The sequence below is a fragment of the Paraburkholderia sp. genome, assembly GCF_047605525.1.
In the GTDB taxonomy this organism is placed as follows: domain Bacteria; phylum Pseudomonadota; class Gammaproteobacteria; order Burkholderiales; family Burkholderiaceae; genus Paraburkholderia.
Window position 1 is genome coordinate 31805 of the sequence record NZ_JASGFN010000003.1, and the last position, 25884, is coordinate 57688.

Here is a 25884-nt window from a genome sequence, read left to right on the forward strand (position 1 = left end):
CGGGCGCGGTTTCAGGCGCCGTCGCCGCGCGCCTGCGCATACTCGTGCAGCGCATCGAGCACGCGGTCGAATTCGAACGATTTGTCGTAAAAGTGCCGCACGCCATACTGTTCGCAGCGCGCGCGATACGCGGGCAGCGCGTGGTTGGTCAGCACCGCCGCGAACATCGCGTCGATCAGCCCTTCGCGCTGCAGATACGCGAGCACGGGCACGCCCGAGCCCTGCTTGAGCTGCAGGTCGACGATCACCGCATCGAACGCTTCGTCGCCGAGCAGCGCGATCGCCTGATCGGCCGAATCGGCGTAAGCGGCCACCCGCAGCAGACCGGACGAATCGATCGCCTCCATCAGGCTGCGGCGGATCAGCGGCGAATCCTCGATCAGCAGCACGCGCAACGGCGCGCGGCTGGCTGACTCGGCAACAGGGTTCGGTTCGCTGTTCATCGGAATGTCTCGCTCGTCCATCATTCGATCAGGCCGTTCTTGATCGCGTAATAAGTGAGGTCCGCGTTGTTCGCGAGGCGCATTTTTTCGAGCACGCGCGTGCGATACGTGCTCACGGTCTTCACCGACAGATGCAGTTCCTCCGCGATCTCGGTGGGCAAGCGCCCGGCCGCGAGCTTGCAGAAGATCTGGAACTCGCGCTCCGACAGCGCTTCGTGCGGGCGTCCCGCCGCGGGCTTGTCAAGATTGTCGGCGAGCGTATCGGCGACCGCCTCCGACAGATAGCGATGCCCGCGCGCGACCGAGCGGATCGCGCGCACGATCTCCTCCGGCTCGCAGTCCTTGTTCAGATAACCGTTCGCGCCCGCGCGCAGCAGATTGATCGCGTACTGGCTTTCCGGGTAGCCGGACAGAATCAGCACGCCCTGCTCGGGGCGCACCTGCTTGATCACGCGCAACGTGTCGATGCCGTTCTTGTCCGGCATCGCGATGTCGAGCAGCACGACGTCGAACGCCTGCTCGCGCACGAGCCCAATGGCCTCCTCGCCGGTGGCCGCCTCGGCGGCGACGCACATGTCCGGCTCGTCGGCGACGAACTGTCTGAAACCGCCTCGGACGATCGCGTGATCGTCAGCTATCAGCACTCGAATCATCGGTTGGGTGTCCGTGCAAAAGGCGTAACGCCGAAGCAGACATTGTAATGATCCGGGCGCGGGGCCGGCGGGCAAGGCGACGGCGGGCTCGCGCGGCACTCCACTCATGCCGCGCGCGCGAGCCGCCCTCTCGCCGGTGCACCCGCGCTCTTTCCTTCAACGCTTCATCGCCGCCGCCCGCGCGTTATTCACGCCCGGCCAGCAGATCGGCCATATCGTCCGCATGCTCCTCCTCGACCGCGAGAATTTCCTCGAACAACCGGCGCGTGGTCACGTCCTTTTCGCCGAGATAGTGGATGATCTCGCGATACGTGTCGATCGCGATGCGCTCGGCGACCAGGTTCTCGCGAATCATGTCGGTCAAATTGGCGCCTTCCTTGTATTCCGAATGCGCGCGGGTGCCGAGTCCGTCCGGCGCGAAATCGGGTTCGCCGCCGAGCTGCACGATGCGCTCGGCGATGCGGTCCGCGTGTTCCTGTTCCTCGGTCGCATGCTCGTCGAACTCCGTCGCGACCGCTTCGGAATTGATGCCCTTGGCCATGAAGTAATGGCGTTTGTAGCGCAACGTGCAGACGATTTCGGTCGCGAGCGCGTCGTTGAGCAGCTTGAGCACCGTCTCGCGATTCGCGCCGTAGCTCGGCGTGACCGGACCGTCCGACATATGCTTGCGCGCGTCCGCGCGAATCTTCTTGATGTCCATCACGAACGTGTCGCCCGAGCGGGACGCCGTGCGTTGGGCGTCGGATTGCTTCGTCATCGAACTTCTCCTTTAACCTGTATTGGGGGAATGGCGCATCACGCATGAATCGCGCCTGCTGCGCCGGCAGAGTAATGACGGCGCGTATCGCGAACGCCGGAGATCGAGTGGCGCGGTACGTCAACCACGCAAGATCGCCCGCGTTCGCGCGCCTTGTTTATCGGGTACATCGCGCTGCGTACACCGTGTGACCCACGTTCGCACTCGCGTGGCTAGGTTCGGAACACGCCGAGCAGCAACGTGACCACGAACACGACCAGAAAGATATAGAACAGAATCTTCGCGATTTCGGCCGCTCCCGCCGCAATGCCGGTAAAACCGAACACGGCGGCGATGATCGCAATCACGAAGAAGACGATGGCATAGTGAAGCATGGCGATTCTCCCTTTTGTTGGTATCGGTTATCAGCAAGCCGCTCGCCTGCCACGCAGGCGCGGCTTGCCCACACTCGAACGAGCCGCGCTAATCGATCATCTTCTTCGTCACGACGAAGCCAAGAACGAGGAACACCACGCATAGCACGACGAATACGAAGAACAGGAACTTCGCGATCGCCGCCGCGCCGGCTGCGATGCCGGTAAAGCCGAGAAGACCGGCGATCACCGCCACGATGGCGAAGAACAGTGCCCACTTCAACATGATGGCTTCCTCCCGAAACATTGAATGAACGATCAGGTCCATCCTAGCGATGGGCACCGGCGCGCGCATTCCGACGCTCGCCGTTTTTCGTGTGAGAATCCGCTTACATTGGATTACGGCAGCGTTACGCGGGCGTCGTCGCGCGCGATGCGGCGAACATGACGCCGATGCCCGACCCGAGGAGCCGAACGTGTCGAACCTGCAGAACCCGCCGGAAATACCCGGCCCGCGCGCCGCGGCGCGGCTCGCCGAGTGGATGCGCAACCGTAGCTGGGCGATCGCGATGACGGTGGCGATCGTCATCACGGTGGGCGGCCTCGTGATTCTCGAGACCGCGCGCGAGCGCATTACCGCCGAATACGAAACCGCGCTCGAAGCGCGCGACGTCACCGTGCAACTGAGCACGCTCGCGAGCGAACTCTCGCGCCTCGGCGCGCGGCAAAACCAGTTTCTTCTGACAAAGGACGACGCATCCGCCCACGCGTTCTGCGCGAGCGCCGCGCGCATTCGTGAAAATACGCGGCAACTGGAGCGCTTCTATCACGGCGGCAGCGCGGACAGCGCCGAACTCGCGAGCTTCACGCAGATTCTCGCGCTGATCGACGCGCGCATCGGCGCGGGCGCCGCCGCATTGCAGCACGCGGCGCCACATCCGCTCGATCTCGGCGCGTGCGGCGGCACCGGCAGTGTCGATGCCGCCGACGCGTCGTTGATCGACAGCACGCTCACGCTGTTGCGCGACAACGAAGAACGCCGCGCGCAGCATGCGCTCGCCGCGAGCCGCGCCGATCAGCGGCTCTCCACGCTGTGCGCGGCGGGGCTGTCGGCGTTGAACATCGTGTTGTTCATCCTGCTGTTTCGCAATCTCGGCATTCAGATCGACCGGCAGGCGCGCGCGCAGCGTCAACTGATCACGCAGCAGGAAGAGCTCGACCAGCTCGTCAACGAGCGCACGCGTCAGCTCGAAGCGCTCGGCTGGCATCTGCAGGCGGTCAGCGAAAACGAAAAAACCCAGCTCGCCCGCGAGCTGCACGACGAACTCGGCGCGATCCTGACCGCCTGCCGGATGGACGTCGCGTGGGCGCGCCGCAAACTGAAGGACAGCGAGCCCGAACTCGCCGACAAGCTCAAGCGCGTGCTCGCGAATCTCGATCAGGGCATCGCGCTGAAGCGCCGCATCATCGAGGACATGCGGCCGACCGTGCTCGCCAATTTCGGGCTCGTGACCGCGCTGCGCACGCTCGCCGACGAAGCCGCGCAGCGCAACAACTGGACGCTCGAACTGCATCTGCCCGCCGACGATATCCAGCTCGACGAGCAAACCGAAATCGCGCTCTTTCGCGTCGCGCAGGAGTCGCTGACGAACGCGGCGAAGTACGCGCGGGCGTCGAAAGTCTCGATTGCGTTGCGGGTCGGCGATGGCGAGGTCGCGCTGCATATCGCCGATAACGGCGTCGGCATCATGCCCGCCGATCTGACGCGCACGCACACGCACGGTCTGCTCGGCATGCGCCAGCGCGTGGCCGCGCATGGCGGGCGCTTCGAGATCCGGCGCGGCGCGCACAACGGCACCGACATCGACGTCGTGATGCCGGGCGCGAGCACCGCGACGCCGTCGGTCGACCTGCCGCCGCCCGCACCGTCTGTGCAGACTGCCGCGGCTGCCCCTCCGTCCCCCTCGACCCCATCGCAAAGCCCCGTGTAGCAAGACCTCGCGACAGCGCGCGCGCAACGTTGTAGGAGTGCGCCGACGCAAACACCGGAGCACGCCTACAACAAAATCGCCACGCGGCCGACAGCGCCGCCCCCGCCCTTTTTTTACCATGCAATCAGGCCGGTTCGAGAACGGATCGAGACCTGATCGACTGGCATGGCCCCGGTCGGACGACATCAACCGATGCATTCTCGACAAGGAGAACTCTCATGACTCGACTGATCGCTTTGCTTCTGCTTGCAGGAACGGCAATGCTGGCCACCGGCTGCAACACGATGGCGGGAGCCGGCGAAGACATCTCGAAGGGCGGCAATGCCCTCACGAATTCAGCGGAAAAGGCTAAATAAGCTGCACGCACATGGCATGTCGACCAGCCCGTCGCGAGACCTCCGCGACGGGTTTTTTTTGCTCCGCGATGTTTTGAACCTTCAGCGTTTGAACCTTCAGCGCGCCTCATCCGCGCATAAAAAACAGCGCGGCGATCCACCCGCGTGGATCGCCGCGCTGCCCGAGCTCGCTAGCGGGTCACGTCATTGCCCCGTCAACGTATTCGTCAGCTCGATGCTCGGCGTGCTCGTGTTGCCGTTCTGCGCGATCAGCAGATGGATCTGCCCCGGCTCGAGCTGGGTGATCGCACCGCCGACCGGCACCGACGTGATCAGCCAGTCGGCATTGTTCGACAGTGAGAACGCCTGCGACTGGAAGATCGGTGTCTTGCTGCCGGCCACGGTCGCGATCAGCACGTACTGGCCGCCCGATACGTAGATCGAATCCTGGCCGCTCGGCGGCACCGCGTTCTTGAACGACACACCGGCGATCGTCGGCGACACCGTCGCGATGCTGGTCGAGCTCGCCTGCACGAGGTACAGGTCGAGATTGGTCGCGTTCGCCGATGCATTGAAGCCCCGCACGCGCGCGCTATTGGACAGCAGCCCCTTGTCGAACGGATCGTCGATCAGGCCGATATCGGGCGCGGCCAGACCCGGCAACGCGAGCACGGTGTACTCGTGGCCCTTCGCGACATCGGGGAACGTGCCGCTCGCGAGCGCGGTCTTGGTGCCGGTCGCCGCATACGCGACGGTCGTCGAACCGGTGTTGATGTTGGTGAGGTTGGTGACGCCCTTATAGGAGATGTTGGTTTGCCCGGAAGGCGCGCTGCCGTTGACGAGGAAGTCCACCGCGGGCCCGCTCGGAATCGCATGGATGAAATGGATCTCGGGATTGGTCAGCCCGAGCTCCTTGCCGGCGTCGTCGGAGCCGCCGCCGCATGCGCTGAGAATCGATGCGGCGGCAACGACCGCCGCCATGGTTCGGATCATTTTCATTGTGTTCACCTGTCTTGATGTCGGGCTGTCAACCCGTCGCCCATTGATATGTGGCTTCCGCGGCAAACCCGCGGACACCCCCTCCCATCCATGCGGCACCGTGCGCCGGCGCTTCGCGCGACGCGGTCCGTGCCGATGTGGACGCTCGCAATGAGCAATGCGTGTGCCGCAAGGGTCGCAACGGCATCGGACTTCCGATAAAGGTCCTGAGCGACAACGGCTTGCGCGGATTTAGAATTTTTCCTCGGCGGTCCGGGCCGCCGCGCGGTGTATCGTTCCGGCGGCTCCCATACTTACACGGCCCCCTGCATGTCTTACCAACACTTACTCGCCGGGCTCGACCTGGGCTTCACGCGGCTGCGCAACCGCGTCGTGATGGGTTCGATGCATACCGGCATGGAAGACCGCTTCTGGCATTACCCGCAACTGGCCGCATACTTCCGCGAGCGCGCGAAAGGCGGCGTCGGGCTGATCATCACCGGCGGCATTTCGCCGAACCGTCAGGGCTGGCTGCTGCCGTTCGGCGGCACGCTGAACTCGGTGTTCGACCTGCGCAATCACCGGCTGCTGACCGAAGCCGTGCACGCCGAGGGCGGCAAGATCGCGTTGCAGATCCTGCATGCGGGCCGTTACGGATATCAGCCGTTCGTCGTGTCGGCCTCCGCAATCAGGTCGCCGATCTCGAAGTTCAAGCCGCGCGCGCTCAGTCTCGCCGGCATCGGCAAGACCGTGCGCGATTACGCGCGCTGCGCGCGGCTCGCGCAACGCGCGGGTTATGACGGCATCGAGATCATGGGCAGCGAAGGCTATCTGCTGAACCAGTTCCTGTGCCCGCGCACGAATCGGCGCACCGACCGCTACGGCGGCAGTATCGGCAACCGCATGCGGCTCGCGCGCGAGATCGTCGAGCAGGTGCGCGCGGTGTGCGGCGAACGCTTTATCGTCGTGTACCGGCTGTCGCTGATCGATCTCGTCGAAGGCGGCAATACGTGGGATGAGACCGTGCAGGTCGCGCAGGCACTCGAAGCGACCGGCGTGACGATGTTCAACACCGGCATCGGCTGGCACGAGGCGCGCGTGCCGACCATCGTGACCTCGGTGCCGCGCGCGGCGTTCGCGGCGCTCACCGCGCGCCTGAAGGCCGCGGTCGACGTGCCGGTGATCGCGTCGAACCGTATCAACACACCGGAGATCGGCGACGCATTGATCGCCGACGGCGCGGCCGATCTCGTTTCGATGGCCCGGCCGCTGCTCGCCGATCCCGAGTTCGTGCTGAAGAGCGCCGAGGGCCGCGCGCACGAGATCAACACCTGCATCGCGTGCAACCAGGCCTGCCTCGATCACACGTTCCGCAATCAGCGCGCGAGTTGTCTCGTGAATCCGCGCGCGGGACGCGAGACCGAGCTGATCTATCGGCCGCTCGCGGACCCGCGGGCCGCGCGTTCGATCGCGGTGGTCGGCGCGGGCCCGGCGGGTTTGTCGGCGGCGACGGTGGCGGCGTCGCGCGGGCATCGCGTGACGCTGTTCGAGGCGAGCGACACGCTCGGCGGCCAGTTCAATCTGGCGATGCGGGTGCCGGGCAAGGAAGAGTTCAGCGAGACGATCCGCTATTTCCAGAGTCAGTTGCGGCGCCATCGCGTCGACGTGCGGCTCGGCACGCGGGTCGATGCGGCGCTGCTCGCCGCGGGCGCCTACGACGACGTGATCGTCGCGACCGGCATCGTGCCGCGGCGCCCGGCGATTGCCGGCATCGACGGGCCTAACGTGCTGTCGTACGTGGACGTGCTGCGCGGCTCGCCGGTCGGCGCGCGGGTCGCGGTGATCGGCGCGGGCGGCATCGGCTTCGACGTCAGCGAGTTTCTGCTGCATCGCGCGGGCGAACCGCTGCCGGTGCCACGCGACACGTGGCTCGACGAATGGGGCGTCGATCTCGCGGTGCGCGAGCGCGGCGGCCTGAAGCCGCCCGCGCCCGCGCAACCCGCGCGGCAGATCTGGCTGTTGCAGCGCAAGGCCGGCAAACCCGGCGCCGGACTCGGCAAGACCTCGGGTTGGGTGCATCGCGCGACGCTCGCGAGGAACGGCGTGAAGATGCTGGGCGGCGTCGAGTATCGCGAGATCAGCGCACGCGGTTTGAGAATCGCGCGTGACGGTGCCGACGAATGGCTCGACGTGGATACGATCGTCGTGTGCGCGGGGCAGGAGTCGTTGCGCGATCTGTTGCCTTCGGTTGAGGGTAAAAGCGAAGGCGGTCCGCGTTTTCATGTGATCGGCGGCGCGAAGCACGCAGCCGAACTCGATGCGAAGCGCGCGATTCGCGAGGGCGCGGAGCTGGCGGCGGCGCTTTGAAGGCCGCCCTTTTGAAGACCGCCCCCTACGCGCCGCGCTTTTTGCGGTAATCGAACCAGAAAGACAGCCCCACGCTCACCAGAATCACAATCGTCGCGACCACCGTGTAACGCGTGACCGGCTCGCCGAGCAGCAGCGCGCCGAGCACGACCGCGACCACCGGATTCACATACATGCAGCTACTCGCGATGATCGGGCTCGTGTGACGGATCAGATAGCCGTACGCGACATACGCGGCCATCGTGCCGATCAGCATCAGATAGACGAACGCGAGCATCGGCAACACATGCAGCTCGAACATCCGCTCGCCCGACACCCACGCGACCAGCGTCGAGACCGCGCCGCCGAGGCCGATCTGCAGCGCGGTCGACAGAAACAGATCCGACGGCAGCTTCAGTTGTCCGGCCAGATGCGCGCCGCCGGCCCAGAACAGCGCGCCGCACAGAATCGCGAGACTGCCGCCCGCCGAGCCGGGCGTGTTGTCGCCGTGACTCAGAATCGCGATGCCGACGAGTCCGAGGCCAATCGCAAACCATTCGCCGCGGCCGATCTTGCGTCCCGCGACAGCCGCGATCACGCTCGCGAAGAGCGGCACGGTCGCAACCATCACCGCCGCGGTGCCGGTGCCGACCGTGCGCATCCCGTAGGCGAGCATGCCGCTCGACAGGCCGACGAGCATCGTGCCGACGAGCCCCGCGTTGCGGATTTCGGCGAAGCTCGGCGGGATCGGCTTGCGGCGCACCGCGAACACGAAGAGACCGACGCCGGCGAACAGGTTGCGCAGACCGGAGAGCAGGAGCGGCGGAAACGAGCCGAGCGCGACGTGCACGGCGAGATACGTCGAGCCCCACACCAGATAGACGACGGCAAGCGCGAGCGCGATCTGGCCGTTGCGCGACCGCGGCAGACGGAGCGGCCAATCGCGCAAGGAAAAACCTGAGCGTTGCGGCGACATGCGTTCAACCCGCCCATGCCATGCAAGGCGCCGCGCCTGCGCGGAAAACCCGGCGGCGGAATGGCGAGCGCCGCGGCGGCGAGGCGGTCTGACTGGCGGGACTGACGGACATGTCGGGGGAACGGAAAGACGATGGACGGCCGCGGAAAACCAACGCGGCTAAAGCAGCCAGATCAGCTGAAGGGGCGGACAGTACGGTGGTGGAGAACAAGGCGGTGCGAAGCAAAGGGACCCACAAGCGCGGCGCTTGTGGGCCGCGCCAACGACAGCCGGCGCCGCCGGCGGTCACGCGCCAACACGGCGCGCACCGCATTATGCAGTAAGCGCCGCGCGCCCCGTTCGGGAGAATCGTAACTTTTGGCGTACTTGCAACAGAAAAGCCGGGGACGCCGCCCCGGCTTTTCACTCACGTCGAATTGCGCGACGAACTGCGCCGCTCCGCTGGGGGCCTCAGTTAGCCATCGCGCCCGACGCCTCGTGCTTCATGCCCATCGCGCCGCCCTTCTTCATCGAATCGTGCTTCATCGCGTCCTTCGACATGCCGTCCTTCGACATGCTGCCTTTGGACATCGAATCTTTCGACATGACGTTCTTCGACATCGCGTCGTTGGACATCGCGCCGCTCGCCTGCGCGAACGCGGCGCCGGCGCTCGTCAGCAGCGCGAGAGTCAGGGTGGCGATTGCAATCTTTTTCATGGGAAAACTCCGTTGTGGATGGATGAATCGAAACCGGCAAGAACCGGCGTATTTCCGAGGCCGCTGCCGCGCGCGTCAGGAGCCTCCGAACCAGTTGTAGCCCTGGTCGACCCAATAGCCGCCGGGGTAGGTGTTGGTGACGAATATCTCGACGATGTGCTTCGGATTCTTGTAGCCGAGCTTGGTCGGCATGCGCAGCTTCATCGGGTAGCCGTATTTCGCGGGCAGAAGCTCGCCGTCGTACGAGAACGTCAGCAGCGTTTGCGGATGCAGCGCGGTCGGCATGTCGATGCTTTCGTAGTAGTCGTCCGCGCATTGGAAGCCGACGTACCTCGCCGTCGTGTCCGCGCCGACGCGCCGCAGAAAAGCGCCGAACGGCGTGCCGCCCCAGCGGCCGATCGCGCTCCACCCTTCCACGCAGATATGCCGCGTGATCTGTTCGGCATGCGGCAGCGCATACAGCTCGGGCAGCGTCCATACGCGCGGGCCGGTCACGAGGCCGCTCACCTTCAGACGGTAGCCGGAGCCATCGACGCGCGGCACGTCCTCGATCCCGTAGTACGCGTTGAACGGGAACGGCCGCGTGATCTGTGCCTCGGTGTAGGTCGGCGCGAGCTGCGTCGGATCGAACAGCGCGGCCTGCGCGCGGTCGTTCAGCCGCGATACGGCGGTAAGGAAGCGGTTCACGGAATCGTCGTCGGTCAGCGAGCAGCCGGTCAGCATCGATAGGCCGCCGAGCGTCAGCAGTTGCCTGCCGAACAGGCGCCGCGACGGCATCGCGAGTTCACGCTTCGCGTCGCTCAGGATCGATTCGCGGTCGAGCTTCTGAATCGCGCTTCGCGCGGATCTGCCGGCGGGTTTATCCGTTTGTTCGGCCAGGTATTGATCGGGCGGCTTGTGCATGATTCGATGTCCGTTTTCAATGTCCGCTTTCGACGTCCGCTTTCGACGTCGGTTACGTTGGCGTTCTGCGTCGGTCTCGCGGCTTGCGCGCGGCCATTTACGCGCATGCCGCTCATCGCCCGCGCAGCATCGCGAGCAGCGAGCGCGGCACCAACGCCACCAGCGCCAAATGCACGGCGAGAAACGCGGCGAGCAGCGACATCGCGGTGAAGTGGACGACGCGCGCGTTGTCGTAGCCGCCCATCAGCTCGCGCAGCAGCGGAAACTGCACCGACTTCCAGATCGCGAGCCCCGACAGCACGAGCACGATCAGATCGGCGATCGCGAACAGGTAGGCGAACTTCTGCACCGCGTTGTAGACGCGCAGGTCGTCGTGCGCGAGCTTGCCGCGCAGCGCGGCGATGAAGTCGCGCAGCACCGCGCGTGGCGTGAGCGGCAGGAACTTGCGCGCGAAGCGCCCGCTCGCGAGGTTGAGCGCGACATATACGAGGCCGTTGAACACCAGCAGCCACATCGCCGCGAAGTGCCATTGCAGCGCGCCGCCGAGCCAGCCGCCGAGCGTGAGCGCGGCCGGAAAGCTGAATGCCGGGAAGATCGGCGAAGCGTCGTAGATGCGCCAGCCCGACAGCATCATCACGATGGCCGCGAACGCGTTGAGCCAATGCGTGATGCGCACCCACGGCGGATGAATGACGCCACGCCGCTGCGGCGCGGCCGGCGCGCGGTTGCGCCGTGCATGAGGGGTTGCCATGTGACTCTCGCTGAAACGGGGAAAAAAACGGGGATAAAGAATGCGGCGCGCCGGATCCCGGTCAATGGCACGCGGGAAGGTCGGCGGCTTGCAGCACGTCGCCGGTCGCGTCGTTTTCGACGAAGGCGACCACGCCGAAGCGGTCGGCGGGCGCGTTCGCATTGGTGTCGGCATTGGTGCCGGCTTGCGCGTCCTCGACACGGACGTCCTGACGGATCCGCGCATGACCCGCAACCAGCGGCATCGGGCCGATCCACTGCCGCACGACGCGCTCGTGATGCAGCGTCGCGCCGCGGTTTTCGCCCGCGCCCACCTGCGAAACAAGCGAGTTCTCGTAGACCGCGAGATAGGCGCTCAACGGCCCGGCGGCAGACGCGGCTTTACTGTCGAACCGCGCGTCGACGCTGAACCCGCCCGGCAGACCCGGAGTGGGCGGCGTCAGCGCGAGCGCGATGCTCGCCTGCGCGGGCTCGGCGACGAGTTCGTCGATGCGGCGCGCGAAGCTGTCGCGTTGCGACCAGTCGCGCAGTTCGCGGCCGGCGACGAACACTTCCGGCGTGTAGATCGTGTGAGCGCCCGCGAGATGAGTCAGTCTCTGCTGACGTTCGGTGAAGCGATGCTGTGAAAAGCGGTCGGTCCAGCCGAGGCTGTTCCAGTAGTCGACATGCAGCGCGAGCGGCACGATGCCGTGCGCGGCACCATCGCTTTTCCATTGACCCAGCCAGCGGTCGGCGGGTGGGCAGCTATCGCAGCCTTCGCTGCTGTAAAGCTCGACGAGCGCCATCCGATGCGCGGGGCTCCGGGCGGTGCAGATGGGGTCGGCCGCGCCGGCGGCAACGTTGATGAAGAGAAGCAGCGCCGGCGCGACGGCTAATGCGGGAAACAGGCTGAAACGCTGCAGGGTCGAGCGATTGCGCGCGGTTGACATGACGTGCTCCGATCAGGATCTGCACGTTTGTCGAACCGCGCGGCGAGTTATGACAGGCGGGTTCTGATTTTTTTCGTACGTCGATTTTGCACGTCGAGCGAGCCGCCCGAATTTCACCCGCTGTTCACCCGACGTTCATTCACCGTCACCGCGCGCCACCCGTCACTCATTGGTAGCTGACGACCACCGCCACGCGCGTGTCCGCGCTTGACGCATTGCGTACAATCGTTTCCTTCCTGTTGCGCCGCGCGAGACGCTCCGGCGGCGACGCACGGCGTCGCAAACGGAAGCGCGGCCGGCCGCGTGCTAACATTTCCCTTACGTTTCGCGTCTACCCCGTTCCTTCAATTTTTTCCACGCTTTTTCAATCCACCTGGCCGCTTTCCCATGATTCCGATGCGCCGTCCGACTTTCCACGCTCTCGCCCGCTTGCGCCGCTGCCGCGCGAGCGGGTGCGCGCGTGGTGCGAACGGCACGCCGCGCACCCCTGGCGAAACGGCCCCGACGCTCCCGCTTCCCGCTGCCCGGCGCCCGCTCTGACGTTGCCCCCTGATGACCTGGGCCGCGCCAGCGGGCTCCGGGCTCATCTGATGCATGTGTCACCGGCACATCTCTCATTTGCACACTGTTGCGCGCTTGCGCGCGCCGCATCCGATGCACACCGATACGGAGCACTCACCATGAAAAAGACCCGCACCTGCTACCTGACCGAACTCGACGTGACCCGGCTCGAAAAGCACGCCGCCGGGGATGCGAAGCTGCAGGACATGCTCGACGACGTCCTCGAGCGCGCGGTGATCGTCGGCTCGCGCGAAATCCCCGCCGACGTCGTCACGATGAATTCGCAGGCGACGCTCGTCGACGAAGCGAGCGGCGAGCAGATGACGTGGACCGTCGTCTATCCGCCCGACGCCGATTTCGCGCACGGCCGGCTGAACGTGTTCTCGCCGGCCGGCCTCGCGCTGCTTGGCGCGAAGCGTGGCGAACGCATCTGTTTCACGCCGCCGAGCGGCACGCAGAAGGAACTCAAGCTCGCCCGGATCCTGTATCAGCCGGAAGCCGCCGACGATTTTTCGCTGTAAGCCGCGTGTCTGGCCGGCGTAATGCAGCGATGTTCCATACGGTGCCGGAACAGGAACAGGACATGTCGAACGGCAACCCGATGGATCGCCCGATCCGGTCCGGGAGGTTGCCAAACGACGGGCGGCCGGTGTATCGTGTGCGCTGCTAACGCGGGGGTCCTGCGTTGCACGGAGCCGGAGGTCCGTGCCGCGTGGGTGAGAAATACCCTTTGAACCTGATCTGGATAATGCCAGCGCAGGGAAGCGTACGGATTTCGCACTCCAGCTCCACTGCCTCATCCCTTCCGCGATTTCCGACTACTTCCATCTCGTCTCCTGCTTAGCGGCCCCCCACAAGGGACCAGCGAAGTGCCTTGCATTGGACCGGCGTCAGTGCTTCGCACCTACTGGTCGAGCGCAACACGTTGCATGGAGATACCGCATGAACGCCAATCCGAAGTTCCTTTCCGCCGAAGCCCACGTGGACGAAGCGGCCGTCGCGCCGTTGCCGAATTCGCGCAAGATCTACGTGAGCGGCTCGCGTCCCGACATCCGCGTGCCGATGCGCGAAATCTCGCAGGCCGATACGCCCGACAGCTTCGGCGGTGAAAAGAATCCGCCGATCTACGTGTACGACACGTCGGGGCCCTACTCCGATCCGGACGCGAAGATCGACATCCGCGCGGGTCTGCCGGCGCTGCGTCAGGCGTGGATCGAGGAGCGCGGCGACACCGAGCCGCTGACCGGTCTGTCGAGCAGCTTCAGCCGCGAGCGCGCCGCCGACCCGGCCACCGCGCAACTGCGCTTCCCCGGTCTGCACCGCACGCCGCGCCGCGCGATCGCCGGCAGGAACGTCACGCAGATGCACTACGCGAAGCAGGGCATCGTCACGCCGGAAATGGAATACATCGCGATTCGCGAGAACCAGCGCCGCGCCGAGTATCTGGAGAGCCTGAAGGCAAGCGGCCCGAACGGCGCGAAGCTCGCCGCGATGATGGGCCGTCAGCATCCCGGCCAGGCGTTCGGCGCGAGCGCGTTCGGCCCGAACGGTCTGACGATGATCACGCCGGAGTTCGTGCGTGAAGAAGTCGCGCGCGGCCGCGCGATCATCCCGAACAACATCAATCACCCGGAAAGCGAGCCGATGATCATCGGCCGCAACTTCCTCGTAAAGGTCAACGCGAACATCGGCAACTCGGCCGTCACCTCCTCGATCGGCGAGGAAGTCGACAAGATGACATGGGCGATCCGCTGGGGCGGCGACACGGTGATGGATCTGTCGACCGGCAAGCACATCCACGAAACGCGCGAATGGATCATCCGCAACAGCCCGGTGCCGATCGGCACGGTACCGATCTATCAGGCGCTCGAAAAGGTCAACGGCAAGGCCGAAGACCTGACGTGGGAAATCTTCCGCGACACCCTCATCGAACAGGCCGAACAGGGGGTCGACTACTTCACGATCCACGCGGGCGTGCGTCTGCAATACGTGCCGCTCACCGCGAACCGGATGACCGGCATCGTGTCGCGCGGCGGCTCGATCATGGCGAAGTGGTGTCTCGCGCATCACAAGGAAAGCTTCCTGTACGAGCATTTCGAAGATATCTGCGAAATCATGAAAGCGTACGACGTGGCCTTCTCGCTCGGCGACGGTCTGCGTCCCGGCTCCATCTACGACGCGAACGACGAAGCGCAGCTCGGCGAGCTGAAGACGCTCGGCGAGCTCACGCAGATCGCGTGGAAGCACGACGTGCAGGTGATGATCGAAGGTCCGGGCCATGTGCCGATGCAGCTCATCAAGGAGAACATGGACCTGCAGCTCGACTGGTGCGACGAGGCGCCGTTCTACACGCTCGGGCCGCTGACGACCGACATCGCGCCGGGCTACGACCACATCACGTCGGGTATCGGCGCGGCGATGATCGGCTGGTTCGGCACCGCGATGCTCTGCTACGTGACGCCGAAGGAGCACCTCGGTCTGCCGAACAAGGACGACGTGAAGACCGGCATCATCACGTACAAGCTCGCCGCGCATGCGGCCGACCTCGCGAAGGGTCATCCGGGCGCGCAGGTGCGCGACAACGCATTGAGCAAGGCGCGCTTCGAGTTCCGCTGGGAAGACCAGTTCAACCTCGGTCTCGATCCGGACAAGGCACGCGAATTCCACGACGAAACGCTGCCGAAGGATTCGGCCAAGGTCGCGCACTTCTGCTCGATGTGCGGCCCGCACTTCTGCTCGATGAAGATTACCCAGGACGTGCGCGAGTTCGCCGCGCAACAGGGCGTGACCGACGACGAAGCGCTGAAGAAAGGCATGGAAGTGAAGTCGATCGAGTTCATGAAGCAGGGCGCGGAGATTTATCAGCGGCAGTAGGCAGTAAGCAGCCTCGCGCGTCATCGCATCGAAGCCCGCCGCAATGGCGGGCTTTTTTTTATTCCGCCGCGCAGGCACGCGACGTGCTGGAAAAGGATAAAGCAGGGACAAAGCAGACAAAACATGTGATTACGAAGCCGGCGCTTCGCTAACAAGCCCATACAACCGGATACGGGCCGCGCGGCTAGCATCGAATACAGGGAAGGACGTCTGTCCCGCTCCCATGACTACTTCCAACTACAAACGGAGTCAGCATCATGAAAACGATCCGTCAAATCGGTACGCTCGCGGCCGTCGCTACGCTCATCGCGAGTCTTGCGGCGTGCGGCGGCATGTCCACGCGCACCCGTGATACCGCGATCGGCGCGGGCGTCGGCGGCGCCGCGGGCGCGGCGATCGGCGGCTCCGGACTGTCGACGCTGGGCGGCGCGGCGGTGGGCGGCGTGATCGGTAATCAGGTCGGCAAATAGCGTCGGCAGATAAGGACTGCGGGACTGCGCGACGCTTGCAATGCATTGAAATACGCGGTTACGGTTTTGCGATAGTGTTCGCGCCGCAACGGCGTAAGCTCATGACAGTGACGCCGCCGCTGCCGGCGTCGGTTCATCGAGGAGCGCGCCATGAAGCCCCGCGTCGTCAATTCCCTTCGCGCGAGGGGCCCGTGGCTGCCGCGCGGCTTTTCGTGTTCCATCTTGCGCATTTCCAGCCGCGCTCCGGCGCGTCCTCCCGCCCGCGCGTATGCTCGCATCCTCGCGATGCTCGGCGGCGGTGCCGCCTCGCTCGCGTTATCCGGCTGCTATTACCCCGCCGGCTACTATCCGTCCGGGTACTACACGTCGTATTACGCGACCCCTCCCGCCACCACGGCCCAGCAAAACGCGCCGGTCGATCCGTCCGACCCATCGGGCGCGCAGCAACAGCAGCAACAACTGACGCAGGCGCAACCGCAAACCGCGCCGCCGGACACGCCGCCCGCGTATGTCGCGCCCTATCCCGCGTACTATCCTCCGCCCGTCTATCCGTACCCGGCGTATTACGGCTATCCGGCCTACTACGGGCCCTCGATCGCGGTCGGAATCGGCTTCGGCGGCTATTGGGGCGGCGGCGGGTGGGGACACCACCACTGGCATTGAACCGCGCATTGAATCGCGCGGGCCCGACCACCCGTCACCCACCCACTCCCGCCCGTAGTTTCCCGGCTTGACGCGCCCGCACGGCGCTCTATCCTTGGGGAAGCCACATCCAGCACCCGCTTAAATCAGGCGGCGTCCGCTCCGTCGAGGTCACCGGCGCGCATCCGTCCTGCCGCAGCGACGCGCCCGTCATGCGCAGTCTCTCCGCGTCGATCCGAACAACAACGAAGGAGACGTGATGTTTCACCAACTACTCACTCCGGTCGGCAATTCTCTATTCCCCTCGTTTCTGGTCGCCGCGCTGCCGATCATCGTCGTGCTCGCGCTGCTCGGCTGGGCCCGCAGGCCGGCCTGGCAGGCCTCGCTCGCGGGACTCGTCGTCGGTCTGATCGTCGCGATTCTCGTCTGGCAGTTTCCGGTCGGGCTCGCGTTCAACTCGGTGGCGGCCGGCGCGGTGTTCGCGTGCTGGCCGGTGATGTGGATCGTGTTCACCGCGATCCTGCTGTACAACATCGCGCAACGCTCGGGACGCTTCGCGGCCTTTCGCCTGTGGATGATCGACAACCTGCCGAACGACCGGCGCATCGTGCTGGTGGTGGTCGGCTTTTCGTTCGGCGCGCTGCTCGAGGGGATTTCGGGCTTCGGCACGCCGGTCGCGATCACGAGCTCGCTTCTGATCATGCTCGGCTTTCCGACGCTCGAAGCGCTGACCTTCACGCTGATCTTCAACACCGCGCCGGTCGCGTTCGGCGCGCTCGGTGTGCCGATCACCGTGCTCGGCGCGGTCACGCACCTGCCCTCGGACATGCTCGCGAAGATGGTCGGCCGGCAATTGCCGCTCTTCGCGGTCCTGCTGCCGTTCTACGTGATCAGCGTGTATGCGGGCTTTCGCAACATGCTGCGGATCTGGCCGGTGCTGCTGGTGTCGGGCGTGAGCTTCGCGCTCACGCAGTTCATCGTGTCGAACTTCGTGAACTACAGCCTGACCGACGTGCTGTCTTCGCTGGTTTCGCTGATTCTCACCGTCGCGTTCCTGCGCATCTGGAGGCCCGCCGTCGATCCGAAATTCGCGGTCAACGTCGATCGCATCGGCGAGGTGCGCGGCAAGATCGGCGGCGCGCAGGGCTGGTATCCGTGGATCATCGTGTCGATCGTGGTGATCGTCTGGACGATCGCGAAGATCTTCACGATCGGCGACGTCAAGATCTCGTGGCCGGGGCTCGACAAGGCCGTCTTCATCACGCTGTACAACACGCCGTACGGCGCGATCTGGGACTTCCAGCCGCTCGCGACCGGCACCGCGATTCTGGTGGCGGCGATCATCACCGCGTTCATCGTGCGCCTTTCCGTCGCCGAATTCGGCAAGGCGATCGCCGACACGTGGGTGCAGACGCGCATCGCGATTCTGACCGTGGCGACGATCGTCGGCCTCGCGTATCTGATGAACTACTCGGGGCTCACCTATACGCTCGGTCTCGGCGTCGCGTCGGTCGGACCGTTCTTCCCGCTCGTGTCGGCGTTCCTCGGCTGGGTCGCGGTGTTCCTGTCCGGCAGCGACACGTCGGGCAACGCGCTGTTCGGCAACCTGCAGGTGGTGGCGGCTAATCAGCTCAATCTGAACCCGGTGCTGATGGCGGCGACGAACTCGTCGGGCGGCGTGATGGGCAAGATGATCTCGCCGCAGAATATTTCGACCGGCGTCGCGACCACCGAATTGAAGGGCAAGGAAGGCGTGGTGTTCGCGAAGACCTTCAAGCATTCGATCCTGCTGACGGTGCTGCTCGGCGTGCTCGTGTGGGCGCAGCAGAATTTCCTGCAGTGGATGATTCCGCATTGACGGGACGCGGGGGCAACGCCCTCCGTCATCCGCGGCGGCCCCGCAAAATAACTCACGCGTGTCACGCGCCCGCCCGCTCACGGCGGGCGCCGTCTAGAATCCCGCCTCGTCCGGTCGCAATTTTTCTCACCTATGCGTGAGAATTGCTCGTTTTGCGCGTGCCCCGGCAGCGCCTACGATCGACATCACCGGACGCCGCCGTCTCCCGGATTTTGCCGTTTCATTCCACGCTGAAACGTTTTGCGCGATCGCGCTGCTACGATGCGCAGGCGTCCCGACTCAACCGCGCGCGGCGCTCTTCCCATGAAAGCCAAAAACCTGCTGCAGTTGCTGATTCTCGCCGCCCTGTGGGGCGCATCGTTCCTGTTCATCCGCGTCGGCGTGACCGACTTCGGCGTCGCGCCGCTGATGGCGCTGCGCGTCGGCATCGGCGCGGTCTTTCTCGCGATCGTGCTGATCGCGCGACGGCCGCTGCGGCAATCGGCGAGCGTGCTGCGTACGCGCGCGCTGCCGCTGCTGATGGTCGGCATCCTGAATTCGGCGGCACCGTTCTGCCTGTTCGCGTATGCCGAGCTGACGCTGCCGGCGGGCGTCACGTCGGTGATCAATGCGAGCGCGCCGCTGTGGGGCGCGCTGGTCGGCTTCCTGTGGCTGCGCGACCGGCTGAGCGCGCTGCGCACGCTCGGACTTGCCGTCGGTTTTCTCGGCGTGCTGATGCTCGTGTGGAATCAGATCGCGGCGCCGGACGGCTCGTCCGCGGCGCCGCTGACCATCGCGCTCGCGGCCGCCGCCGCGCTCGGCGCGACGCTGCTGTACGGCGTCGCCGCCAACTACACGAAGCGCTACCTCACTGGCGTCGATGCGCTGAGCGTCGCGACCGGCACGATGATCGGCGCGACGATCGTGCTGCTGCCGCTGGCGGTGATCTACTGGCCCGCCGCGCCGATCTCGCCGCGCGCATGGGGCGCGGTGCTTGCGCTCGGCGTCTTCTGCACCGGCGTCGCGTACATGCTGTTCTTCCACCTGATCGCGGTGGCGGGGCCGGCGCGCGCGATTGCCGTCACGTTCGTCATTCCGATTTTCGGCATTCTGTGGGGCGCGCTGTTTCTCGGCGAAACGGTGTCGCCCGGCATGCTCGAAGGTTGCGTGGTGATTCTGGTCGGGACGGCGCTCGCGACGGGGGTCATCAAGCGTTTGCCGTGGATGGGTACGCGGCGGCGCGCGGATACCTGAGCGGGAGTGCCGCTTTCCCGCTGTCGGCGAGAAAGCGCAACACACCCGCGCCGTGTAACTCGACGCACAAAGAGCGCGGATAAAAAAACGCCCGGGATTTCCCGGGCGTTTTCTCGGTCGGCGGCGTTGACTGCCAGCGCCTTGCGTCAGTGCAACTGGTCGACCATGAGACTCATGATCTGCCTCGCCTGCGGGCTGTCATCGATCTGCCCCTTGTCGTCGACGACAGCCACGCGCGTCTGGTCGGGCGTTACCGCGCGCACGTTCACGCGATACTCTTTCGCGACCTTTTCCTTCTTGCCGTGGAAGATCTGGCTCCAGAAGCCCTGTTCGGCCGACGTCATGTCCTTCGGATCGACATAGCGCACGAAGTACAGGCCGCGGCTCGCATCGCGATCGTTGACGGTGAAGTTGCTGCGGTCGAGCGCGAGGCCCACGCGCAGCCATGCGCGGTCATACGGCTCGCCGAGCGTGAGTTCCGTCGACGAAAACTGCGCGGGCGTACCCGACGTATCCGAATCCGGCATCGGCGGCTGGGCCGAGAGCGCGACGTTCTGCGCCGCGGTCGCGGCCGCCGCCGACTGCGCGCCCGCCGTCGCCGCGTTCGGCGCGACCTGCGCGCCGGCAGGCGACAATTCCGCGTTCTGCGTGCCGGCCGCCGTGCCGCGCGAATCGGCCAGCGCGAGCGCAGCCATCAGGCGCTTCAGATACTCCTGCTCGAGCGCCGGGTCGTTCGGCTTCGGCTGCCACTGGCTCGAGTCGTTGTTCGTGCCGGTGATCGCTTCGCGCATGCCCTTCTGGCTCACGAACACGTAGGTGCCGCCGTTCGGCGCCGCCTCGAGACGCGTGCGGAACTTGTTGCGCTCCGAGGTCACGTAGCTGTTGCCCATCGCCTTCGACAACGTATTGCGGATAAAGCCGTCGTTGATCTGCGCGTGGGTCTCGTTCCAGTCGGTTTCCATCACGCCCTTGTCGCGCTGGTCGACGACGAGCAGGAAGCCCTGCTCCTGCCAGAAGCGGCGGATCTGCGGCCAGGCCTGATCGGGCGTCTTGTTGTCGATCACGAGCCAGCTTTCGGTGCCGTCGCGCTGGATGTGCATGCCCTGCACGGGCGGCACGACCACCACCGAGTTACCCGACGGCGCCTGCGCCTGCACCTGCTTCAGGGTGGACAACGAGGTTTCGCCGCCCTGTGGCGGCAGCGAACGCTGATCGGCCGTCTCGTCGATCATGTTCGGCGGTACGGCAAGCGATACCTGCTTCGATCTGGAGTCGCTCTTGTAGTCGATTTTGTTCGGCGACGAGGTGCCACAGCCGGCGACCAGCCCGCCCGCCATCAGCACTACTGCAAACCGCTTGGTAAGACGAAGATCAGTCATGTTCGGGGAATCCTTCCGCTACGCCACGGCGAGTTTCCGTGGATCAACCCAACATTTTACCGGTCCCGGCGCAGCGTGTGCAAAAACTGGGGTTTGCCCGCCGCGGGCGGCAAACCACCGTAGCCGTTTCGGCGTCAGAACCACGGTAAAAAAGTTCCCCCACCCTCTCCCGTTCAGCTTCTTATAAGGTAAATTTCACACTCGATAACATTTCCCGGTTGACCTCGGGACGGTCCCTATCGCGACGCCAGAGGCCTGTCCTGAAAGGACTTTCAGCATGCATGCAGCTTTATTTTGAGATTGCGCGCGGCCGCGCCTGACTCGGGTCGCGAGCCATGGAAAAACCGGGTGTTACCTTTCATTCACTTATCTCAATAAAACCCGCAACGCCATGCAAGGCAGACCACCCATGTCCAGGTCCTGTTTCTGTCGGTCCGTGATCGCGTCGGCGATCGCTGTCGTTGCAGGCTACGTCAGTGCCGGCGCGCATGCCGAACTAGGCGGCGTGATGCCGAACCAGGCGGGTTCGGGCGCGAGCGCGCCGCTCAACGGCGCGCTGCGCGTGCGCACGTGGACCGACGCCGGCAATACGACCATCAACGAATACGCGACGAGCACCGGCCAGATCATCGCCTACACGTGGCAAGGCCCGACCATGCCGGACCTGCACGCGCTGCTCGGCAAATACGCCGATTCGTACAAGGCCGGCGCGGCCGCCGCGAACAACGGCAACCTGCATTCGTCGCGGGTCGCGCGCTCCGACGTGATCGTCGAATCCGGCGGCCCGATGCGCGGCTACGTCGGGCGCGCGTGGCTGCCGGCGGCATTGCCGCCCGGCGTCACGTCGGACGATCTCCAGTAACGCGCACGCGCCCTTCAGTCGCCCCCAGTCGCTCAGTCGCCCTTCAGCCCCACCCGACGGCCGCCCGCCATGACATCCGCCTTCCGCTTCCATGCCCTGCTCCTTGTCGTCTGCGCGGTCCTTGCCGGCTGCGGCGGCGGAGGCGGCGGATCTTCCACGTCCGGAACCGGCTCGACGCCGTCGGCCGGCACGCCATCGTCCACCACGACCGGTTCCACGACCCCGTCCAACACGGCTCCGGGCGCAAGCGTGCCGCAATCGAACATCGCGAACGTGCAGCCGGTCACGGTCGGCGTGTCGCCCGGCATGACGCGCAACATGCTGACGACGAGCGTCACGATCTGCATGGCCGGCACGAGCAACTGCACGACGATCGACGACATCCAGGTCGACACCGGCTCGAACGGCCTGCGCATTCTCGCGTCCGCGCTGCCGTCGAGCCTTTCGCTGCCGTCGGTGGCCTCCGGCGCCGGTGTGTCGGGCGAATGCGCGGTGTTCGGCAGCGGTTACGCGTGGGGCTCGGTGCGCACCGCGGACGTGCACATGGCCGGCCAGCTTGCGTCATCGATTCCTGTCCAGTTGATCGCCGATCCGGCGCTGCCCGCCGCGCCCACCGACTGCGCGAACGCCGGCCCGGCGATGCTGACCGTCGCGAGTCTGCACTCGAACGGGATTCTCGGCGTCGGACTGTTCCCGGTCGACTGCGGCAACGGCTGCGCCAATTCCGCGCTGCCACGCTGGTACTACAGTTGCACCACGAGCGGCTGCACGGCGAGCACGCAACCCGTCGCGCAGCAGTTGACCAACCCGGTGAGCAGCTTCGCGCTCGACAACAACGGCGTGGTGATCGACCTGCCGGCCGTCGCCGACACCGGCGCGGCCAGCGTGTCGGGCTCGCTGATCTTCGGCATCGGCACCCAGGCGAACAACACGCTGAGCGGCGCGAGCGTCCTCAAGGCGAGTTCGGCGACGGGCTACGTGACGACGACTTCCGGCGCTCAAACCTATGCGGTGAGCTATCTCGACAGCGGCTCGAACGGGCTCTTCTTCCACTCGTCGCAGTTCCCGCTGTGCGGCTTCTGGTATTGCCCGGGCTCGACGCAGACGGCGAGCGCGTCGATCACCGGCATCGATGGCGGATCGACCACGGTGTCGTTCGACGTCGGCAATTCGAGCACGCTGTTCGGCTCGTCGAACAACGCATTCGACAACCTCGCCGGCAACGCGAGCCAGGGCTTCGGCTGGGGCTTGCCGTTCTTCTACGGGAAACGCGTGTATACCGCGATTGCGGCGCGCAATACGTCGGCTGGTCCGGGGCCGTATTACGCGTTCTGAGCGCGCGATGTCTGGATCAACCCGCGTCGCTGGCAGCCTGCGCGACCGGCGTGACCAGCTTCGCCGGCGCGAGCCAGCGGAATACATCCAGTTCTTCGCCGTGGAACGTGCACTCGGCGGCCGCCGGGGTGCTGACCTTCTTCGGCGCGGCGGGTTTCGACGCCACCTTGACCTCCGAAGCAGCGTGCGGCGCCGATGTCGCCCGCGGCGCGGACGCCACCAACGGTGCCGACGCAGCCGCCTCGGACGCCGTCACCAGATGCTCGATCGATCCCTCCACCACTACCCGCGAACCGCGAATCGCGGCGCCCCGATGCGTGACCCGCAGCGTATCCGACGTCGTTTCGGCCAGCTTGCTTCGCATCAACTGCTCGCATGCGCCCGAGTTGCGAGTAGTGATCGTGCAGGCCGTCAGCAGAGCGGCAGCGGTCGCGAAGCAGGCAAGAGAGAGAATCCGAATCTTCATTGATGGTCCGTTGTTCTAGCCGTCGGCCATTGTAGCTTACGGTCCTGTCGACCGGCACCGCCGCCGCGCCGTCAGCCGCGCGTCGTGCGCCGGCAGTCGGCGCCAGCGATACCGCGCGCCGCCCCCATCGCTCCCCTTGACGCCGTCCCAATAATATGGTCCCATTGCGCACTATGTACCGCGTCCAGACCACCCTATCCCTACTACTAGCCCGCTCTACCGGGCTAGGTCTGCTGCTGCGCGCTTCCGCTTCTCTCTGATACACCGAAGCATCGCTTGAATCCCCAGTAACTGACCCAGCCCCGGTTTCCGACCGGCGGCCCAGTATCGCTTTTTCGTCGTCCGGTCGACACCCGTTCCATGATCCCACACCCCCGGATGATGAAAATGTTGAAAAACCCTGCTACCAAGTACCGCTCGTTCAAGCCCATCAATTTGACGGACCGCCAGTGGCCGTCGCGCACCATCACGCGCGCGCCGATCTGGATGAGCACCGACCTGCGCGACGGCAACCAGGCCCTGTTCGAGCCGATGAACGCCGAGCGCAAGATGCGCATGTTCAAGACGCTCGTGCAGATCGGCTTCAAGGAAATCGAAGTCGCGTTTCCGGCGGCGTCGCAGACCGACTTCAACTTCGTGCGCGAACTGATCGAAGGCGGCCATATTCCCGACGACGTCACGATCGAAGTGCTCACGCAGGCACGCGACGATCTGATCGAGCGCACCTTCGAATCGTTGCGCGGCGCGCCGCGCGCGATCGTCCATCTGTACAACGCGACCGCGCCGGAATTCCGCAAGATCGTGTTCGGCCTCGAGAAGAGCGGCGTGATCGAACTCGCGCAAAAGGCCGCGCGCACGATGAAGCGCCTTGCCGACGCGCAGCCGGAAACGCACTTCACGCTGCAATACAGCCCCGAAGTATTCAGCGGCACCGAACTCGAATTCGCGAAGGAGGTCTGCGACGCCGTGTTCGACATCTGGCAGCCGACGCCGGAACACAAGGCGATCGTCAATCTGCCGGCCACCGTCGAAATGGCCACGCCGAACGTCTACGCGGACCAGATCGAATGGATGCACCGCAATCTCGCGCGCCGCGATTCGCTGATCGTCTCCGTCCATCCGCATAACGATCGCGGCACCGCGGTCGCCGCCGCCGAACTCGCGGTGATGGCGGGCGCCGACCGCATCGAAGGGTGTCTGTTCGGCAACGGCGAGCGCACCGGCAACGTCGACCTCGTCACGCTCGCGTTGAACCTCTACACGCAAGGCGTCGACCCCGAACTCGATTTCTCGAACATCAACGAAGTCGCGCGCACGGCCGAGGAATGCACGCAGTTGCCGGTGCATCCGCGTCATCCGTATGTCGGCGATCTGGTGTTTACCGCGTTCTCGGGCTCGCATCAGGACGCGATCAAGAAGGGCCTCGCCGCGCAGAAGGCGGACGCGATCTGGGAAGTGCCGTACATGCCGATCGATCCGAGCGACCTCGGCCGCACCTACGATTCGGTGATCCGCGTGAACAGCCAGTCGGGCAAGGGCGGTATCGCGTATCTGCTCGAGCAGAGCTACGGCGTCGTGTTGCCGCGCCGCCTGCAGGTCGACTTCAGCTCGGCCGTGCAGCGCTACACCGACGACAGCGGCCAGGAAGTCACGCCCGCGCAGATCTGGGAACTGTTCCAGCAGGAATACGTGCGCACCGCCGAGCCGGTCCACTATATCGGCCACAGCTTGTCCGAGCACGACGGCCGCGAGCACATCAGGCTCAACGTCGAAATCAACGGCACGCCGCGCGTGCTGAGCGGCGCCGGTAACGGCCCGCTCGACGCGCTGATGCACGCGTTCGACGTGCCGGTGCGGATCCAGCACTACGAAGAACGCGCGCTCACGCAAGGCGCCGATGCCCGCGCGATCGCGATCGCCGAAATGGCCGGCGCGGACGTGGCCGGCAGCGCGTTCGGCGTCGGCGTCGACGCGAACCTGATCACGGCGTCGATCCGCGCGGTGATCAGCGGCGTCAACCGCGCCTATGCGCGCGCGAATGCGGATGCGAAGGAGCGTTTCTTCGAAGCCGCGTTGAGTGGCGAAACGGTGTGA

Annotated in this window: 25 protein-coding genes and 1 riboswitch; of the genes, 12 read left to right on the plus strand and 13 right to left on the minus strand. The window is 65.5% G+C overall.

All coding sequences use genetic code 11. The features are described 5' to 3' along the window. Positions 1-11: 11 nt before the first annotated feature. From QM685_RS04545 to QM685_RS04565, 5 genes are all read right to left on the minus strand, one after another. Positions 12-443: a response regulator gene (locus tag QM685_RS04545; RefSeq protein WP_415113178.1), complete on the minus strand. Its 432-nt coding sequence runs from the start codon at positions 441-443 to the stop codon at positions 12-14. Positions 444-463: 20 nt separating this feature from the next. After that, a complete protein-coding gene (locus QM685_RS04550) occupies positions 464-1096 on the minus strand; it encodes a response regulator (RefSeq protein ID WP_415113180.1) in 633 nt (210 codons plus the stop codon). Between the two features lie 184 nt (positions 1097-1280). Further along, a complete protein-coding gene (locus QM685_RS04555) occupies positions 1281-1853 on the minus strand; it encodes a ferritin-like domain-containing protein (protein ID WP_415113182.1) in 573 nt (190 codons plus the stop codon). Between the two features lie 212 nt (positions 1854-2065). After that, a complete protein-coding gene (locus QM685_RS04560) occupies positions 2066-2227 on the minus strand; it encodes a DUF1328 domain-containing protein (RefSeq protein WP_006052455.1) in 162 nt (53 codons plus the stop codon). Positions 2228-2315: 88 nt separating this feature from the next. Beyond that, positions 2316-2492, minus strand: a complete 177-nt coding sequence (locus QM685_RS04565) for a DUF1328 family protein (protein ID WP_090805380.1) — start codon at positions 2490-2492, stop codon at positions 2316-2318. Positions 2493-2748: 256 nt separating this feature from the next. Between QM685_RS04565 and QM685_RS04570 the strand changes: the two genes are divergently transcribed. Then, positions 2749-4197 carry a sensor histidine kinase gene (locus QM685_RS04570; protein WP_415113972.1) on the plus strand — a complete coding sequence of 483 codons (1449 nt, stop codon included), beginning with the start codon at positions 2749-2751 and terminating at the stop codon, positions 4195-4197. 218 nt (positions 4198-4415) lie between these two features. Then, complete coding sequence (locus QM685_RS04575; protein ID WP_415113186.1) at positions 4416-4553, plus strand: entericidin A/B family lipoprotein; 138 nt, start codon at positions 4416-4418, stop codon at positions 4551-4553. A 183-nt stretch (positions 4554-4736) separates the two neighbouring features. On the opposite strand, the gene QM685_RS04580 is transcribed toward QM685_RS04575, so the two are convergent. Continuing rightward, the gene (locus QM685_RS04580) at positions 4737-5531 is read right to left on the minus strand and encodes a DUF4397 domain-containing protein (protein WP_415113188.1); all 795 of its coding nucleotides are present in this window, start codon (positions 5529-5531) and stop codon (positions 4737-4739) included. Between the two features lie 309 nt (positions 5532-5840). Here QM685_RS04580 and QM685_RS04585 point away from each other — a divergent pair, with 309 nt between their 5' ends. Then, on the plus strand, positions 5841-7877 hold the full coding sequence (locus QM685_RS04585; protein ID WP_415113191.1) for an FAD-dependent oxidoreductase: 2037 nt from the start codon (positions 5841-5843) through the stop codon (positions 7875-7877). 25 nt (positions 7878-7902) lie between these two features. On the opposite strand, the gene QM685_RS04590 is transcribed toward QM685_RS04585, so the two are convergent. From QM685_RS04590 to QM685_RS04610, 5 genes are all read right to left on the minus strand, one after another. Next, entirely contained in the window at positions 7903-8832 is a 930-nt protein-coding gene (locus QM685_RS04590) for an EamA family transporter (protein ID WP_415113193.1), read from the minus strand. Positions 8833-9282: 450 nt separating this feature from the next. Then, the gene (locus QM685_RS04595) at positions 9283-9528 is read right to left on the minus strand and encodes a pentapeptide MXKDX repeat protein (protein WP_415113195.1); all 246 of its coding nucleotides are present in this window, start codon (positions 9526-9528) and stop codon (positions 9283-9285) included. A gap of 75 nt (positions 9529-9603) precedes the next feature. Continuing rightward, positions 9604-10431 carry a molybdopterin-dependent oxidoreductase gene (locus QM685_RS04600; RefSeq protein ID WP_415113197.1) on the minus strand — a complete coding sequence of 276 codons (828 nt, stop codon included), beginning with the start codon at positions 10429-10431 and terminating at the stop codon, positions 9604-9606. Between the two features lie 112 nt (positions 10432-10543). Next, on the minus strand, positions 10544-11182 hold the full coding sequence (locus QM685_RS04605; protein ID WP_415113199.1) for a cytochrome b/b6 domain-containing protein: 639 nt from the start codon (positions 11180-11182) through the stop codon (positions 10544-10546). A 61-nt stretch (positions 11183-11243) separates the two neighbouring features. After that, positions 11244-12110 (minus strand): DUF1223 domain-containing protein, encoded by an 867-nt coding sequence (locus QM685_RS04610; RefSeq protein WP_415113201.1) that lies wholly within the window; start codon positions 12108-12110, stop codon positions 11244-11246. A 680-nt stretch (positions 12111-12790) separates the two neighbouring features. Here QM685_RS04610 and QM685_RS04615 point away from each other — a divergent pair. The 6 genes from QM685_RS04615 to QM685_RS04640 all read left to right on the plus strand — a co-directional run bounded on the left by QM685_RS04615 (position 12791) and on the right by QM685_RS04640 (position 19748). Next, positions 12791-13192, plus strand: coding sequence for a GreA/GreB family elongation factor (locus tag QM685_RS04615; protein ID WP_415113203.1), 402 nt, complete (start codon positions 12791-12793; stop codon positions 13190-13192). Between the two features lie 142 nt (positions 13193-13334). Then, positions 13335-13452: riboswitch (TPP riboswitch) on the plus strand. 161 nt (positions 13453-13613) lie between these two features. Next, positions 13614-15545, plus strand: a complete 1932-nt coding sequence (gene thiC / locus QM685_RS04620) for a phosphomethylpyrimidine synthase ThiC (RefSeq protein ID WP_415113205.1) — start codon at positions 13614-13616, stop codon at positions 15543-15545. Positions 15546-15802: 257 nt separating this feature from the next. Continuing rightward, positions 15803-16015 carry a glycine zipper 2TM domain-containing protein gene (locus QM685_RS04625; protein ID WP_415113207.1) on the plus strand — a complete coding sequence of 71 codons (213 nt, stop codon included), beginning with the start codon at positions 15803-15805 and terminating at the stop codon, positions 16013-16015. 150 nt (positions 16016-16165) lie between these two features. Further along, entirely contained in the window at positions 16166-16678 is a 513-nt protein-coding gene (locus QM685_RS04630) for a hypothetical protein (RefSeq protein ID WP_415113209.1), read from the plus strand. Between the two features lie 238 nt (positions 16679-16916). Then, positions 16917-18515, plus strand: coding sequence for an L-lactate permease (locus QM685_RS04635; protein ID WP_415113211.1), 1599 nt, complete (start codon positions 16917-16919; stop codon positions 18513-18515). Between the two features lie 303 nt (positions 18516-18818). After that, complete coding sequence (locus QM685_RS04640) at positions 18819-19748, plus strand: DMT family transporter (protein WP_415113213.1); 930 nt, start codon at positions 18819-18821, stop codon at positions 19746-19748. A 146-nt stretch (positions 19749-19894) separates the two neighbouring features. On the opposite strand, the gene bamC is transcribed toward QM685_RS04640, so the two are convergent. Then, complete coding sequence (gene bamC / locus QM685_RS04645) at positions 19895-21127, minus strand: outer membrane protein assembly factor BamC (RefSeq protein ID WP_415113215.1); 1233 nt, start codon at positions 21125-21127, stop codon at positions 19895-19897. Between the two features lie 409 nt (positions 21128-21536). Here bamC and QM685_RS04650 point away from each other — a divergent pair, with 409 nt between their 5' ends. Then, positions 21537-21989, plus strand: a complete 453-nt coding sequence (locus QM685_RS04650; RefSeq protein ID WP_415113217.1) for a DUF2844 domain-containing protein — start codon at positions 21537-21539, stop codon at positions 21987-21989. 69 nt (positions 21990-22058) lie between these two features. Further along, a complete protein-coding gene (locus QM685_RS04655; protein WP_415113219.1) occupies positions 22059-23324 on the plus strand; it encodes a DUF3443 domain-containing protein in 1266 nt (421 codons plus the stop codon). 16 nt (positions 23325-23340) lie between these two features. Here the strand turns inward: QM685_RS04655 and QM685_RS04660 are convergent, their stop codons facing one another. Next, positions 23341-23790: a hypothetical protein gene (locus QM685_RS04660; RefSeq protein ID WP_415113221.1), complete on the minus strand. Its 450-nt coding sequence runs from the start codon at positions 23788-23790 to the stop codon at positions 23341-23343. A gap of 387 nt (positions 23791-24177) precedes the next feature. Between QM685_RS04660 and leuA the strand changes: the two genes are divergently transcribed. Next, a complete protein-coding gene (leuA, locus tag QM685_RS04665; protein WP_415113223.1) occupies positions 24178-25884 on the plus strand; it encodes a 2-isopropylmalate synthase in 1707 nt (568 codons plus the stop codon).

Excerpts from the sequence above, each read along its gene's own strand:
- QM685_RS04605 (WP_415113199.1), bottom strand. The coding sequence starts at position 11,182 with ATGGCAACCCCTCATGCACGGCGCAACCGCGCGCCGGCCGCGCCGCAG.
- QM685_RS04570 (WP_415113972.1), top strand. The coding sequence starts at position 2,749 with ATGCGCAACCGTAGCTGGGCGATCGCGATGACGGTGGCGATCGTCATC.
- QM685_RS04550 (WP_415113180.1), bottom strand. The coding sequence starts at position 1,096 with ATGATTCGAGTGCTGATAGCTGACGATCACGCGATCGTCCGAGGCGGT.
- QM685_RS04615 (WP_415113203.1), top strand. The coding sequence starts at position 12,791 with ATGAAAAAGACCCGCACCTGCTACCTGACCGAACTCGACGTGACCCGG.
- QM685_RS04575 (WP_415113186.1), top strand. The coding sequence starts at position 4,416 with ATGACTCGACTGATCGCTTTGCTTCTGCTTGCAGGAACGGCAATGCTG.
- QM685_RS04565 (WP_090805380.1), bottom strand. The coding sequence starts at position 2,492 with ATGTTGAAGTGGGCACTGTTCTTCGCCATCGTGGCGGTGATCGCCGGT.
- QM685_RS04595 (WP_415113195.1), bottom strand. The coding sequence starts at position 9,528 with ATGAAAAAGATTGCAATCGCCACCCTGACTCTCGCGCTGCTGACGAGC.
- QM685_RS04660 (WP_415113221.1), bottom strand. The coding sequence starts at position 23,790 with ATGAAGATTCGGATTCTCTCTCTTGCCTGCTTCGCGACCGCTGCCGCT.
- QM685_RS04655 (WP_415113219.1), top strand. The coding sequence starts at position 22,059 with ATGACATCCGCCTTCCGCTTCCATGCCCTGCTCCTTGTCGTCTGCGCG.
- thiC (WP_415113205.1), top strand. The coding sequence starts at position 13,614 with ATGAACGCCAATCCGAAGTTCCTTTCCGCCGAAGCCCACGTGGACGAA.
- QM685_RS04625 (WP_415113207.1), top strand. The coding sequence starts at position 15,803 with ATGAAAACGATCCGTCAAATCGGTACGCTCGCGGCCGTCGCTACGCTC.
- QM685_RS04635 (WP_415113211.1), top strand. The coding sequence starts at position 16,917 with ATGTTTCACCAACTACTCACTCCGGTCGGCAATTCTCTATTCCCCTCG.
- QM685_RS04650 (WP_415113217.1), top strand. The coding sequence starts at position 21,537 with ATGTCCAGGTCCTGTTTCTGTCGGTCCGTGATCGCGTCGGCGATCGCT.
- leuA (WP_415113223.1), top strand. The coding sequence starts at position 24,178 with ATGTTGAAAAACCCTGCTACCAAGTACCGCTCGTTCAAGCCCATCAAT.
- QM685_RS04555 (WP_415113182.1), bottom strand. The coding sequence starts at position 1,853 with ATGACGAAGCAATCCGACGCCCAACGCACGGCGTCCCGCTCGGGCGAC.
- QM685_RS04630 (WP_415113209.1), top strand. The coding sequence starts at position 16,166 with ATGAAGCCCCGCGTCGTCAATTCCCTTCGCGCGAGGGGCCCGTGGCTG.
- QM685_RS04560 (WP_006052455.1), bottom strand. The coding sequence starts at position 2,227 with ATGCTTCACTATGCCATCGTCTTCTTCGTGATTGCGATCATCGCCGCC.
- bamC (WP_415113215.1), bottom strand. The coding sequence starts at position 21,127 with ATGACTGATCTTCGTCTTACCAAGCGGTTTGCAGTAGTGCTGATGGCG.
- QM685_RS04580 (WP_415113188.1), bottom strand. The coding sequence starts at position 5,531 with ATGAAAATGATCCGAACCATGGCGGCGGTCGTTGCCGCCGCATCGATT.
- QM685_RS04545 (WP_415113178.1), bottom strand. The coding sequence starts at position 443 with ATGAACAGCGAACCGAACCCTGTTGCCGAGTCAGCCAGCCGCGCGCCG.
- QM685_RS04600 (WP_415113197.1), bottom strand. The coding sequence starts at position 10,431 with ATGCACAAGCCGCCCGATCAATACCTGGCCGAACAAACGGATAAACCC.
- QM685_RS04590 (WP_415113193.1), bottom strand. The coding sequence starts at position 8,832 with ATGTCGCCGCAACGCTCAGGTTTTTCCTTGCGCGATTGGCCGCTCCGT.
- QM685_RS04610 (WP_415113201.1), bottom strand. The coding sequence starts at position 12,110 with ATGTCAACCGCGCGCAATCGCTCGACCCTGCAGCGTTTCAGCCTGTTT.
- QM685_RS04585 (WP_415113191.1), top strand. The coding sequence starts at position 5,841 with ATGTCTTACCAACACTTACTCGCCGGGCTCGACCTGGGCTTCACGCGG.
- QM685_RS04640 (WP_415113213.1), top strand. The coding sequence starts at position 18,819 with ATGAAAGCCAAAAACCTGCTGCAGTTGCTGATTCTCGCCGCCCTGTGG.